This window comes from Pigmentiphaga sp. GD03639, assembly GCF_029845405.1.
Classification (GTDB): Bacteria; Pseudomonadota; Gammaproteobacteria; order Burkholderiales; family Burkholderiaceae_B; genus Pigmentiphaga; species Pigmentiphaga daeguensis.
Map to the genome: position 1 here is coordinate 93,253 of NZ_JAOCLR010000007.1, position 12,147 is coordinate 105,399.

General features: G+C 67.5%; 11 protein-coding genes. 1 reads left to right on the forward strand and 10 read right to left on the reverse strand.

Annotation, left to right across the window (positions count from 1 at the left end; translation table 11 throughout):
• The first annotated feature begins 6 nt into the window (after positions 1-6).
• On the forward strand, positions 7-867 hold the full coding sequence (locus N5K27_RS09800; protein ID WP_279816050.1) for a CAP domain-containing protein: 861 nt from the start codon (positions 7-9) through the stop codon (positions 865-867).
• A gap of 30 nt (positions 868-897) precedes the next feature.
• On the opposite strand, the gene N5K27_RS09805 is transcribed toward N5K27_RS09800, so the two are convergent.
• The 10 genes from N5K27_RS09805 to N5K27_RS09850 form a co-directional block, all read right to left on the reverse strand.
• Positions 898-1,557 carry a hypothetical protein gene (locus tag N5K27_RS09805; RefSeq protein ID WP_279816052.1) on the reverse strand — a complete coding sequence of 220 codons (660 nt, stop codon included), beginning with the start codon at positions 1,555-1,557 and terminating at the stop codon, positions 898-900.
• 9 nt (positions 1,558-1,566) lie between these two features.
• Positions 1,567-3,135 carry a type II secretion system protein gene (locus tag N5K27_RS09810; protein WP_279816055.1) on the reverse strand — a complete coding sequence of 523 codons (1,569 nt, stop codon included), beginning with the start codon at positions 3,133-3,135 and terminating at the stop codon, positions 1,567-1,569.
• A gap of 9 nt (positions 3,136-3,144) precedes the next feature.
• Entirely contained in the window at positions 3,145-3,729 is a 585-nt protein-coding gene (locus N5K27_RS09815; protein WP_087839925.1) for a prepilin-type N-terminal cleavage/methylation domain-containing protein, read from the reverse strand.
• A 9-nt stretch (positions 3,730-3,738) separates the two neighbouring features.
• The gene (locus tag N5K27_RS09820) at positions 3,739-4,842 is read right to left on the reverse strand and encodes a general secretion pathway protein (RefSeq protein WP_279816057.1); all 1,104 of its coding nucleotides are present in this window, start codon (positions 4,840-4,842) and stop codon (positions 3,739-3,741) included.
• Positions 4,839-6,764, reverse strand: coding sequence for an ATPase, T2SS/T4P/T4SS family (locus N5K27_RS09825; protein ID WP_087839927.1), 1,926 nt, complete (start codon positions 6,762-6,764; stop codon positions 4,839-4,841). Before N5K27_RS09825 ends, N5K27_RS09820 begins: the two co-directional genes overlap by 4 nt.
• Complete coding sequence (locus N5K27_RS09830) at positions 6,761-7,291, reverse strand: hypothetical protein (RefSeq protein WP_279816058.1); 531 nt, start codon at positions 7,289-7,291, stop codon at positions 6,761-6,763. The genes N5K27_RS09825 and N5K27_RS09830 overlap by 4 nt, the downstream gene beginning before the upstream one ends.
• Positions 7,278-8,591 (reverse strand): type 4b pilus protein PilO2, encoded by a 1,314-nt coding sequence (pilO2, locus tag N5K27_RS09835; protein WP_279816060.1) that lies wholly within the window; start codon positions 8,589-8,591, stop codon positions 7,278-7,280. Before pilO2 ends, N5K27_RS09830 begins: the two co-directional genes overlap by 14 nt.
• Positions 8,592-8,597: 6 nt before the next feature.
• Positions 8,598-10,157 (reverse strand): hypothetical protein, encoded by a 1,560-nt coding sequence (locus N5K27_RS09840; RefSeq protein ID WP_132979227.1) that lies wholly within the window; start codon positions 10,155-10,157, stop codon positions 8,598-8,600.
• Between the two features lie 54 nt (positions 10,158-10,211).
• The gene (locus N5K27_RS09845; RefSeq protein WP_165963056.1) at positions 10,212-11,018 is read right to left on the reverse strand and encodes a TcpQ domain-containing protein; all 807 of its coding nucleotides are present in this window, start codon (positions 11,016-11,018) and stop codon (positions 10,212-10,214) included.
• Between the two features lie 139 nt (positions 11,019-11,157).
• Positions 11,158-12,135 carry a tripartite tricarboxylate transporter substrate binding protein gene (locus N5K27_RS09850; RefSeq protein ID WP_279816064.1) on the reverse strand — a complete coding sequence of 326 codons (978 nt, stop codon included), beginning with the start codon at positions 12,133-12,135 and terminating at the stop codon, positions 11,158-11,160.
• Positions 12,136-12,147: the final 12 nt, after the last annotated feature.

The following is a 12,147-nucleotide window of genomic DNA, read 5'->3' on the forward strand; positions in this document are numbered from 1 at the left end:
ACCGACATGCCCACGTCCAGCCATACGGGAGAGAAGCTGGCTGCGTTCACGCGACTCAACGAGGCCCGGCTGGCGGCCGGGGTCGGTGCCGTGGAACAGAATGCTCAATTAGATGCCGCCGCGCAGGCACATGCGACGTATCAGGTCAGGAACTATGTGAGGGGCCATGGGGAAGATCCGAATAAGCCGTGGTTCACGGGGACGGACTATGTCTCCAGGGCTACTGCTCAGGGATATACGGGAAAACCAGTCACGGAGGCTATTTCCTATTTCTCACCAGGCGTCGAGGCCATTGACTCTCTCTTGCATTCGGTCTACCACCTGTACGGGGTACTGGAGCCGCGAGCCAACCAAGTAGGTCTGGGCGTGGATTCCACGACAACACCCGCCATTTTTAGCAGTACCAGTATCACCTTTGGCGCAACCACCGCGAACTTGCAACCCATTCACACAACGTGGCACTGGCCAATTGACAAGCAGACGAACGTCAACCCCCGCTTCGTCCCCTCGAGTGAATCGCCAAACCCGGCCCCAGACCTGCTTGTTACCGGCACACCGATCATGTTCTGTGGCTCGGAAGGACACTACGCCCCGCTCGAAGTGTTGCGAGCCACTGCCCAAGAAGAACAGACTACTAGTTCGATTCAGATCCGACTCTTGCGCCATGCTTCCGTATACATCGACAAGGCCGTCGATGCTCAGATCGTCACTGACGGCAACCTGACGGCAACACATCGTGGCTGTGTATTCCTTCTACCCATTGCCGAACTGGAACCAGGCAAGACCTACAGAGTGGAAATCGAAGCAATCCAAGCGGGAAACAACATTGGAAAAGCTTGGACATTCTCAACGAGGGATGTCCACTAACTTGGAAGAGGAAGCATCCTCTTCCAAGCGCTATCCTGGCATCTCGTAGTAGCAAGAAGAGTAAAAGCTCCCGTTCTGGAAAAAATATCCGGAGTAGCCGTTGCCGGCAGGCTGTTGATGGCGGTTCTGGTTAGAAAACTTGCCATATCCGTTGCTGTAATGGTCCCAAGTGTATGTGGCCCAAGCGCTGGCGCTTCCCATATACCAGGGAAGACACGATGCCCCGGCAACGGTGATGGCTGAACTGCTGATCTCCAGCACAAGATTCGCGCTCATGGAGCCGGGAGCGGCCGCACACCTGGTGTCTAGTGGAGTCAGAACGCACAGCCGAGACCACTGATTGTTCCACTGCCCATGTGATTGGACTTCCGCGCCGCTTCCCTTCACCACAACGCGCAGGACGGCGGGCAGTTCATTCCAACCACTTCGACCATCCCACAGCTCACGGAAGTACAGTTCTGCACCAGCCATGCGGTCAAGCAACTCCTGAATGGTTGCGGGTGCTCGCGGCTCTTGAGGTATATCAACTCCGGGCGGCGTGACCGGACTATCCGGCATCACCCTCTTCGCCACCCCCGTTATATGCGTGGAATCCACCCAAGGTGTCCGCATCTGCGGCGGTGCCGGTTGCGCGCCGGCGTTCCATGAAACCAGGACGCAGCCCGCGCCCGCGGCGATGATTCGCTTCATTCTTCCTCCCTAGTATTTGCAATAGACCTGGGCGATGGCCTTGGCGGGACCGCCAAGAACCGTTCCGTCGTAGTCCAGCAGTTGCACCTGCCAGCCCGTCCCGGCGTCCACTGCCTTGCGGGTGAACGACGAAGCCTTGGAGGACTCGATCTGGGGCAACAGATAGATGAGCGGTGTGCCGGCGGCGGTACCAAGCCGGCCGCAGGCGGGTTTCTGGACGGTGTCGCCGGACGCGACGATCTGGCTGCCGGTCATGACGTAGCTGGACAGCAGGTCGTCGGCGCGCATCCAGACGCCAAGGCGGCAGACCAGGCCGGTGCCCGAGGCGGAGTCGGTGGCGAACGCGCCGTTGGGGGCGCAGGCGGCGCCGGTCGATGCCATGGCTGCCAGTTCGCGCCATGTGCCGCCGGCGCAGACCAGGAGGCCTCCGGCCGACGTGGGGGCGAATTCGGCGTTGGCGCCGGCCTCGGTGGATATCCGTGAGAGGCAGGGGGTGTTGGCCGCAGCCACCTCCCTGACGCCCAGCCGATCGACGGACACGCCGGCATGTCCGACGAGGTCGCGGCCGACGACCGAGAGCGCAAGGCCGGCCCCGGTCGCAACGATCATCTGGCCCGTGTTCACGCGCAAGGTGGGCTGCGCGTCGGCGGCGTCGAAGATCGATCCCCGGTCGGTGGACAGTCCCGCGGCGGCACGGACCCGCTGGCTGGCGACGATGCCCGAGACTGGATCGATCTGGACGATGCTGCCGTTGTCAGCCCGGAACAGGCCGGTCTTGGTCTGCAGCACGCCGGCGCACTGCACGGTCAGCACGCCGGTGTTGGTCGCCGTCAGGCAATCGCCGGCCGTACCCCGCAGCGCCAGGGAATCGTGCAACCGCACGCCGCCTCGCACATCCAGGCTCCCCTGCAGGTCGGGATTGCGGCTATCCCGCATGCGCACGAACTGCTGGAACAAGGTCGTATCCAGGCTTGCCAGGGCTCCCACGACACCCGCCGTCGCGCCCAATGGATTGGGAAGGACGTGTGTCGCGCCGCGCATCAGCGCCGGCTGGTCGGGATAGGCGGCGGCGCCGTATCCGGCGGTGGCCATGACGACCTGGGCCAGGATGCCGGGATCCGGCTCGGAAGCCCCCGGCGCGCGCAGCGGCGTGGCGGTATGCACCAGCGCATCCACCCTGCATCCGGTCCCTGGGCAGGAGCCGCTGCGCTCGACACGGATGGCGACAGCCTGGTTGAACGGCGTGCGATCGGGAAATCCGCGCTGCAGCAGGCCGGCCTCCCTCAGTTCGGCCAGGGTGGGCGCGAATGCCTGCGCCACGCCGGCAACGGGTGCTCCGCCGGCCAGCGCGTCGTAGTGCCGGACCAGGTAGCCATCCATGGCTCCCTTGATCGCGAGCAGGTACGTCCCCGTCGCCTGGGCCGCCGCGTCGTCCACCTCGCGCACCAGGCGGCTCCCCGCCAGGACGGCCAGCACCATGGCGATGCTGGCGGCGATGGCCAGTTCGATCAGGGTCCATCCGCGCTGGCGTGCCGCGCGGGCAGCCGGCGCGGCATGGAGAGCCGTCGTATGCGACATGGGCGCGCCCTATCGTGCGGTGAACGAGAAGGAGTTCGTATCGCCGCTGGTGCAGGCGGCGTCCGCGCCGGCGGCGTTATAGGTGCCCGCCGCTCCGCCGGTGCCCGGCTGCTTGACGGTGACACTGTTGATGACGATGCGCTCGGACACTCGCTGCATGACCGCGGCCAGCGCCGGGCATGCCGCTTCGTTGACCTTGTCCAGCGTCAGTCCGAAGGCATCCCCGGACGAAGTCAGGGTATCGGCAGCGAGCACGATCCTGCCGTCCGTGGCGCCCAGGCCATGCCGGACCGTGGCCGTGGCCCCCGAGCCCGCGACGGTGATGACGCTGCTGCTGCGCAGCGAATTGGCGAGCTGGGCGATTCCTATGCCCGTATAGGGCGTGTTGCCCAACCCCTGGCTGGAGACCTTGGTGCGCGCGATGAAGCGATGCAGTTCCTGCCCCACCGCCGGCACCTTGTTCTCGATGACATAGCCGTTGATGGCGGGAATGCCGATGATGGCGGCGATCAGGACGATGGCGGCGACGATGGCGACCTCCACCAGGGTGAAGCCCTGCTGGCGCCCGGGACGAACGTGAAGAAAGCGAGACATGGGGATACCTCATCGGCTGGAGTAATAGTTGGTCAAGGCGGAACGCATTTCGTTGACGACGCCGACATGCCAGAAGACCAGGGACAACGCGACGCCTACGGCGGCCAGCAGCAGCACCCAGCGGGCGGCGGCCGCTTTCCTGGCAACCTGTCCCAGCGACCGCCCCTCCAGGCGCACGCGCGTCTGCTGCAAGGCGCTGTCCATGCCGCGGGCCGAGATCAGGTCGGCCAGGAACCACAAGGTCTCGGGCTCGACGATGCCGGTGTCGAAGGTGGCGCTGCCCACGCGGCCGTCGTCGATATTCGCGATCATTCTTTCCAGGTGCCAGCGCCGCCACGGATTGGCGCCCTCCATCTGCAGTTCGAGAGCTTCGCGCAGCGCGGTACTGACGTTGCCGCGCCGCTTCACCATGGTCGCCAGCGACGCCAGGAAGCGTATGCCCTGCAGGTCCCGATACAGGCGCCAGACAAAATACCGGTCCAGCACACGGCGGACACGGCCGGTAAGGTTGGGCATGGACCAGGCCACGAAGTAGACGGCCAGGCCCACGGCCAGGGCGGACACGAACAGGTGCGCCTGGACGAGTTCGGCGAAGGCATAGAGACGTCGGGTCAGGCTGCCCAGGAACTCGTCGGGAACGGCACCGAACGCCCGCTTCAGGCGCGGCACGGTGAACATGGGCACGGCGACGATCATGCCGAACGAGACCAGCACGGCAGCAAGGGCCGTCGACAGCGTGGCGGACAACGTGCGCCGTGCCTCGTCGGCCAATCGCGTCACCGCCGCCACGTCGCGCAAGGTCTGTTCGAGCGCACCCGCGCCGCCTCGCTGGGCCATGCGAAGCAGGACCAGGTCGTCGTCCGGCAGCGTCGAACGCAGGGTCTCGTGGAGATCGCCGCCCGCATGCTGGTAGCGCGCCGCCCAGTACGCGGACAACACGCCCCGCGGATGATCTCCATAGCGCCGGGCGTCGTCCAGGAAGATATCGCGCAATGTCTTGCGGCCATTGCAGGCGTCCATGACATCGGCCAGATAGTCGTAGTAATCGGCGCGGCCGGGCCGGAACTGCGCCGCGCACCACGCGATGCGCGCGCGTTCGCGAAGCGTGTTCATGCCGGACGGCCTCCCCGTTCGGCATCCCGGCGGCGCCCGAGCGGCGCCTGCACCCGGCCGGAGGCCAACCTGCGGGGCCGCCTGCGCCCAGGCGGCACCTGTGGCGCGCGGGTCCTCCGCAGTTCGACGGTCTCGAAACTGACGAATCTCGGTTCGATGTCGCGGGGATCGACCAGCCCTTGCGACGCCTTGTAGATCGCGCACTCCATCGCCGTCTTGCCCGTCATGTCGGCATGATCGAACGCGCTGCGCCGCTGGAACCGGAAGTAGTCGCGCAACGCCAGCGTGTCCGCGTCGCGCACCAGCCGCAGGAACCCGTCGTCGACGGTGGGATCGATCATTTCGGCGGCGACGGTGCGCCCGGCGTAGCCATGCAGTTCCGGCAGGGTGCTCTGCCGGCAGGCGGGGCATCCATCGGGATTGCGAACCTTCAGCGCGTTGACGTCGATGGCGTACAAGGCATGGAGCCGATCGGCATAGCGTCGCCAGTGATCGGGCTCGTGGCTGGCCATGCCGCCCCCGCCGGCCCGGTCGAACAGGCTGGACAACGGCAAGGCGCAGGCGGGGCACAACGCCGGCAGCAGCGTCTGATAGACCAGGAGCTTCAGTATCCCGGGCGTCGCCAGCAGCCTTCGGGAAACGCCGATGAAGTCCGAGGCCAGGCGGTCCGGGATCAGGGCCGCGCCGCCCGCATGCGTCGTGGTGTACAGGTTGCTGCCCGAGCTGGCGAGGTCCATGAACGCCCTGCCGGTGGAGCGATCGCGTATCTCGCCGATGAGCAGGTCGTTCATGGCCGATCGCTTGATGGTCTTGAGCTTGGCGTCGAACTCGTTGGAAACCGAACCGTCGAGCGACCGGCTGACGCTGTTCTGCAGCGCGTTGGGAATGAGATATTCGACCGGGTCCTCGAGCGTGATGACCTTGCGGGTGGACGGGATGCGGGACATCATCGAGGCGATGGTGGTCGATTTGCCGGATCCCACCACCCCTGCCAGCACGATGGCTCCCCCTTCGGCCACCAAGGCGCGTTCGACCACTCGTACCTGGGAAGGCAGATACCCCAGCCGGGCGAAATCCGGGGGCTGTTCACGCATGTCCATGCGCAGCAGGCGCATGGTGACCGACGCCCCGGCATCGGTGGCGAGCGACGCCCAGCGCAACATGAACGACACCCCTTCCACATCGTGCAGGATGCTGCCCTGCTGCTCGATCATCGGGTCGAAGACCGCGCCGTTGCCGCCTTGTATATCCATGTAGGCGACGGCCAGCACCTCGCGCAGCGTACTGGTCTGCATGCCACGGAAGCGTTCGGGCATCACGTAGCGGCCGCCCAGGGTGTATCGGATCTCGGATTCCGGATGCGCGGATCGCAGGTTGACATGGATGTCGCTCGCACCGTGGCGCGCGCCCCAGGCGACGATGTCGTGGAAAGCCGAAGCCATGGAGCTCTTGACGGGATCGAGCAGTACCCGGCGGCGCGACCGCAGGGTATCCCCCGTGATCTGGCCACGCACGATCGACAGCAACAGCGTCGCCGGCACCACGACGCGGGCGGGACTGGCCAGCGTTCGGCCGCGCGCCTGCACCATGCGCTCGAACTCCTCGATCTGCTCGCTGCGCGCATAATCATCGACGGTGAACAGGGCCACCCGGCCGTCCTCGAGTTCGACGGGACAGAGCTTGTCCAGCAGGTTGCCGACGTCGAAGCCGGAACGCAGCACCCGCCGGAAGGCTGGCGTCATCCGGGCGAGCTGGTCGCGGCCGTCCAGCCGCATGACGAGCTCCGGGAACGCGATGCCCTTGCATGCGGACGGATCCTTTTCTTTGTCCGCGGACGCCGCGGCGGTAGCGCCCGACGCCCTCAGGCGGCTGCCGGCCAGCAGCGCCGACACGCCCGGCCGGCCCCAGATGAGCGGGCTCATGGCCGCGCTCCGAGTGCGGGAACGAGCATGGGCAGCATTGCCGGCGCCGGCGCCGGCACCGGCGCCATGCCGACCGAACCGGCTCCCGCCGCCGCGGCCGGCATGGGCACGGCGGGCGGGATGCAGGCCGAACGTTCTTCCGCGCCTTTTTTCAGATAGACGCAGCCGTCGTCGATACGCTGCAACCGATATTCCCGGCCCGGATGGATCGTACCGCGAGGCAGCTCGCTGCCCTGGCGATACAGCCGCGATTCGCCATTGACCAGCACGACCGCGTTCAAGCCCCCGCTCAAGCCATACAGGGAAGTCAGGACGATTTTGTCGCCATGGCGGGCCGGCGCCGCGGCCGACCTCGGGGCAGGCGCCTGGCGGGCTCGCTCCGCGGCCAGGGCGCGGGCGGTATCGATGCGTAGCATCTCGCGCACCTTGTCCAGTTCGCTTTCAGCCGCTTCCACCCGGGGATGGATCAGGAACAGGGCGGCGATCATGGTCATGGCGGGCCGCCCGCCCCACTCAATCACGCGCATAGAGGACTCCAGAAATGCCGGCCATGAGCCGGCTCCGATTCAAGGAAAGCTCGGCGTCGGGAGCGACGGTGAGCGAGGCCGACCGCCATTCGACCTGGCCGGCCAGCAGCTCCGGCATCAGGAACAGGGACCGCAACGGTCCTTCCAGCGCCAGCGGCCGCTCGAATATGGCCGGCATCGAAGGCGGCGCGGGGATGACGGCCCCGTATTCGTCGCGTGGAGGTTCCAGCCGCGCGGGCGCCGCGTCTCCCAGCGTGATGCCCGACAATAGCGGCATGACCTGCTGCAGGGCCGTGACGGTCTGGTCGTCATGCTCCTCCTGGCTCCTGAGCCGCGATGGCTCGAGCGCCTGGCCGCCGCCGGCGATGGAAAAGTGCGCCACGACGGCATCCATGGGCTGCCATGTCTCTTTCCAGCCTGGCGGGCGGGCCGCGAGAAAGCTGGCGTTGGTGGCCAGGCGATGCCCCCTGCCATACCCGGCGCGGCACGTCCAGCCCGGCCCGGCATCTCGCGTGCACTGGGCGGACGACAGCTTCCAGCCTCCCAATTCGGCGGGCAGCTCGGCCAGCGCATCCAGGACGGCCAGCCCGTCCTCCTGGGCGTGCAGGCGTACCCGCTGTCGAAAGGTCTCGAACACGCGGGCCCATGCCGCGTCGGGATCGATGCTTGCCGGCGCGGGCGCCTGGGTGCCGCCCAGGTGGCGATACCAGTCCCAGCCGGCCCGCAGCAGAAATGCGGCGGCACACCCCAGGGTCGCGACGACCAGCGGCCGCGGCAGCGTCGGCATGCTCCAACCGCATGGCTGGAGCCGGTATGGATCCGGCGATTCGCCCAGCAGCGCCGGCAGCGAGACGTCGCCGGAATTTTCCGAGTCGGCGTCCAGGACGACGAGTTCGTCGCCGTGATGCGCGGCCAGGGCGTCCAGGGCCTCCTGGGCATCGGCGGCGGTGTCATGGACGCGGTCCGAATGCGTGAGTACCTTGCCACCCTGCGAGGCGACCACCCATATGCGCCCGTCGGGCAGCGCCGCCCGCAGCGCGACCACCCCTTGCCTGTGGTCGGCGGCGAAGGCCAGCGCCCCGCTGTGGAGACTGGCCGCCAGGCCACGATCGGCACGGCTCAGACGGACCACGCCGACGGCCTCCGAACCGGGCGCATGGGCATAGTGCGAAGCCCTGGCCTCCCGAGCCTTCTGGCGCGCCCGCTGGTCCAGCCGGCTGCCCAGGATGGTGTGCCAGCGCATGCCCAGGACCAGCACGCGCTCGTCGCCGTCGAATCGAAGCAGGACGTAATCGTTCATGGCGAGTCAGAAGCCTTCCTCGACCTGCGCGGTGATGAGCACGACCGTATTGCGACGCTCGCGCGCGGTCTTGCCCGAGCCGCCCAGCAGCATCGGCGCCCCCTCGTCCAGCCGGCGCTTGTCGTACTGGTCCTGCGAGCGCTCGAAACCCGACACCAGCACCGGCTGGCCGGGCCTCAGCTCGACCTGCTGCACGGTCCCCATGCCATCCACGGTTTTCTGCTGCAACTGGACCTGGTTGCCGCTGGCGCCGAAAGTCAGCGTCTTGAGAGGCTGGGCGACCGTGTTGTCGTAGGCGATCGTGAGGAGGATCTGGCCGTCGTCCTGCGCATCGGGAATCACGGTCAGGAAGGACCCGACGGTTTCCTCCTTCTGCGTGACCGACGGCGCGGTGGACGTGCCCGCCGACGACGCGACGGTAGTGACCTGCACCTGGTCGATATAAGTGAAGGTGGTGCGGACCGCATGCGTGACCGGGCGCCGGTTCAGGGTCTGCAACGGCACCGTGGTATGGCGGGTGATGGTGGCGATCTCGCTCAGTGCCTTCAGTACCACCGCCGAGCCCTCCCAACGGCCGCCGGCGATGGACAGGCCCAGGCCCGACCCCGCGACGTCCGACACCAGCGATGCCGGGGAGCCGGCCTGGGCGGCATCCCGTGTACGGCGATAGACCAGGTTCCAGTCTATGCCTTGCTCGGTCTGATTCCTGGCCACCAGCTCGATCTCCTCGAACATCAGGCGCACGCGCCGGGTCAGGGCCTTGTTCTCGCGTTCCAGGAAAGCCGCGACACGGTCCAGCGCCTCGGGGGTGTCGGTGACGACGATGAGCCCCGAGGCGTCGCCATTGGCGACCAGCGTGCCGGCACGCGTGAGGAAGGGTTCGAGCTTGGCCTTGACCGCCCCCAGGGCGTCGCTGCCCGTCGATTCGATGCGCGTGGACGATGTGCTTTCGAAAGCGCCTGCGTTTCCGCCGCCCGCCCGTCCCAGGCTGGCGGCCGCGGAGGCCTTCAAGGTAAGCGCGCGTACGTTGAATACCCGGGTATCCGTGCGGAAGAAGACGATGGCGCCGGCCTGGTACTTCCAGTGCACGCCCAGGCGGTTGGCCGCCAGGTCCAGCAGGCGGGGCAGCGGATGCAGCCCCGTCGGCAGGCTGACCTGGACGGCGGACGGCGTCCCCGCGCCGGCCGCCTGCGCCAGGGTCAGGCGCGGAAGAAAGGCTTCCTGCGGCAGGAGCGCGTCCGGCTGGATACGCACCTGTATGCCGGTGGCAAGCGCAATCTGTTCGCCCAGCGTGGGCAGGTCGACCCGGCCTCCGGGAAACATCAATGCCGTCTCGACCGACGCCCGGAGCGCCTCGGGCAGCGTGACCTCGCGCGACAATGGCTGGGGCTTGCCCGCCAGCCAGGGCCGGGCGACTTCCTGGGCACGTGCGCGCCCGGGCCCGCCCGCCACGGACTGCTGGAACGGAATGCGGGCGGTGGCGATGTTGTCGGACGCACGCGCCGCGTCGGCGTCGATGTGGCGCATGGCCTCGAACTGCCCGCAGCCCGACACGAAAAGAACCATGGCCGCCGTGCCGCGGAGGAACCGCGGCGACACACTGCATGCATGGACCATGGCCTACCCCTGGCGTCCCGTCGGCGTGCTGGTACGGTCGCACGATTCCGCATGGGGGACGACGCGCAGCACGCGGTTCGAGTAGAAACACGGCTGCAGGGGATGGGTGGACAGTTCGGTGGAGGCCAGCAGTTCGCGCACGGCCGTCTTGAAGTCGCTGCCCAGGCTGGCCGACCCGGCAAGCGGTATGTCGACGTCGACCGTCCAGTGTTCGGGGTCGAAGGTCCAGCCCGCGGCCATGGCCCACCGCCGCAGGGCCTGGCGCATGGTCCGGTCCGCCGGCGTGGCGTCGTACGTTCCCCGACGGACGGGCGCGGGGTCCGCTGCGGGACGCCCGCTGCCGATGGCGACCGTCTGCCCCTGGACTGGCCCGGGATAGCCTGGTGCGGCGAAAGACGAATCGTCCGGGTCGGATGGGTAGCCGCCCGCTCCGCCGGAACCACTCGTGCCGGCGCGGCCGCGGCCCCCGTGGTACTGGGCACGCGCCACGACTTCGCCTATCCGCAACAGGTACTCGCCCGCCGTGCCGGCCACCACCGCGTAGCCGCCCTGCCATGCGACCGGCGCCAGCCTTTCCCCTTGCGCGCCGACGCTGAAGACGGCAGGCAACACCTGCCCGACGCGAAATTGCAGATAGGTCTGCCGCCCGTCGTCGAAGACCTGCACGGGCGCCACGCGCTTGTCGCCCACGATGCGATAGGAAAAATCGAAAGCGCCATCCCTGCCGGCGTGCGGCGCAGGCAGGGCTTGCGCCGCGGCGGTTCCGCAGGCGAGCCATGCGGCGGCGATGGTGATGAGACACGGATGCATAGAGGCCCCTTGGCAAAGCGGCGCGGCCAGACCGCGCCCAGGCATGCATCGTGCCGGGCAGCTCTGTGCCCGGGTAGCGTGTGAACTACTTACTGCCGGATGTTTTCATCCAGGTCCGGCGATGCGGGCAGGACATCCATCACTGTCCCTTCAGCCCCAGTTCGCGCACCAGCGAGCCCCACTTGACGTTCTCCTCGGCCATGAAGCGCGAGAACGCTTCCGCCGAATTCGGCACCACCTCGAATCCCATGCCGGTCAGTTTCTCCCTGACCTCCGGCTGCTTGAGCACCTGCAGCACTTCCCGGTTCAGGCGCGCGACGACGGCATCCGGGGTCCTGGCCGGCGCGACCAGGCCGAACCAGGTGATGACCTCGAAATCGGGATAGCCCGACTCGGCGATGGTAGGCAGGTCGGGCATGGTCGGGGACCGCGTCCTGCCCGTTACCGCGATGGGCCGCAGCTTGCCGTTCTGCACGTTGGGAAGCAGGCCGGAGATGCTGGACATCATCATCTGCACCTGGCCGCCCAGCAGGTCGACGATGGCGGCCGAATCCCCTTTGTAATGGACTGGCGTCAGCTCGACGCCGGACACCTTCTTGAACAGCTCCACGGACATGTGCGGCGAAGATCCCAGGCCGCCCGTCGCGTAGTTGAGCTTGCCGGGACGGGCTTTCGCGTAGTCCACCAGGTCGGCCACCGTGCGCACCGGCAACGCCGGGTCGACCACCATCATCAGGGGATTGTGGACGATGCGCACCACGCCGCGGAAATCCTTGATGGGGTCGTAACCCACATCCGGATAAAGGGCGGGTGCGACGGCGTGCGTGGTCTGGACCGCCAGATAAAGGGTGTAGCCGTCCGGCGCGGCGCGCGCGACGGCTGCCGCGCCGATCGAACCCGCTGCCCCGGCCCGGTTCTCCACGATGAAAGGCTGCCCCATGCGCTCGCCCAGGTGCTGTGCGATCACGCGGGCCACCACGTCGGTCGGGCCGCCGGCGGTGAAACCCACCACCACCTTCACCGGCTTGGCCGGATAGGCGGCCTGCGCCCAGGCGCCGGCGGGCGCCCACGGTAACGCCAACGACAACGCGAACGCGCAAGCCTTGAGGTTCAACATGATCGGTCTCCT

Coding starts and splice junctions, on each gene's coding strand:
- N5K27_RS09805 (WP_279816052.1), bottom strand. CDS start 1,557: ATGAAGCGAATCATCGCCGCGGGCGCGGGCTGCGTCCTGGTTTCATGG.
- N5K27_RS09850 (WP_279816064.1), bottom strand. CDS start 12,135: ATGTTGAACCTCAAGGCTTGCGCGTTCGCGTTGTCGTTGGCGTTACCG.
- N5K27_RS09845 (WP_165963056.1), bottom strand. CDS start 11,018: ATGCATCCGTGTCTCATCACCATCGCCGCCGCATGGCTCGCCTGCGGA.
- pilO2 (WP_279816060.1), bottom strand. CDS start 8,591: ATGAACGATTACGTCCTGCTTCGATTCGACGGCGACGAGCGCGTGCTG.
- N5K27_RS09825 (WP_087839927.1), bottom strand. CDS start 6,764: ATGAGCCCGCTCATCTGGGGCCGGCCGGGCGTGTCGGCGCTGCTGGCC.
- N5K27_RS09820 (WP_279816057.1), bottom strand. CDS start 4,842: ATGAACACGCTTCGCGAACGCGCGCGCATCGCGTGGTGCGCGGCGCAG.
- N5K27_RS09800 (WP_279816050.1), top strand. CDS start 7: ATGCCCACGTCCAGCCATACGGGAGAGAAGCTGGCTGCGTTCACGCGA.
- N5K27_RS09815 (WP_087839925.1), bottom strand. CDS start 3,729: ATGTCTCGCTTTCTTCACGTTCGTCCCGGGCGCCAGCAGGGCTTCACC.
- N5K27_RS09810 (WP_279816055.1), bottom strand. CDS start 3,135: ATGTCGCATACGACGGCTCTCCATGCCGCGCCGGCTGCCCGCGCGGCA.
- N5K27_RS09840 (WP_132979227.1), bottom strand. CDS start 10,157: ATGGTTCTTTTCGTGTCGGGCTGCGGGCAGTTCGAGGCCATGCGCCAC.
- N5K27_RS09830 (WP_279816058.1), bottom strand. CDS start 7,291: ATGCGCGTGATTGAGTGGGGCGGGCGGCCCGCCATGACCATGATCGCC.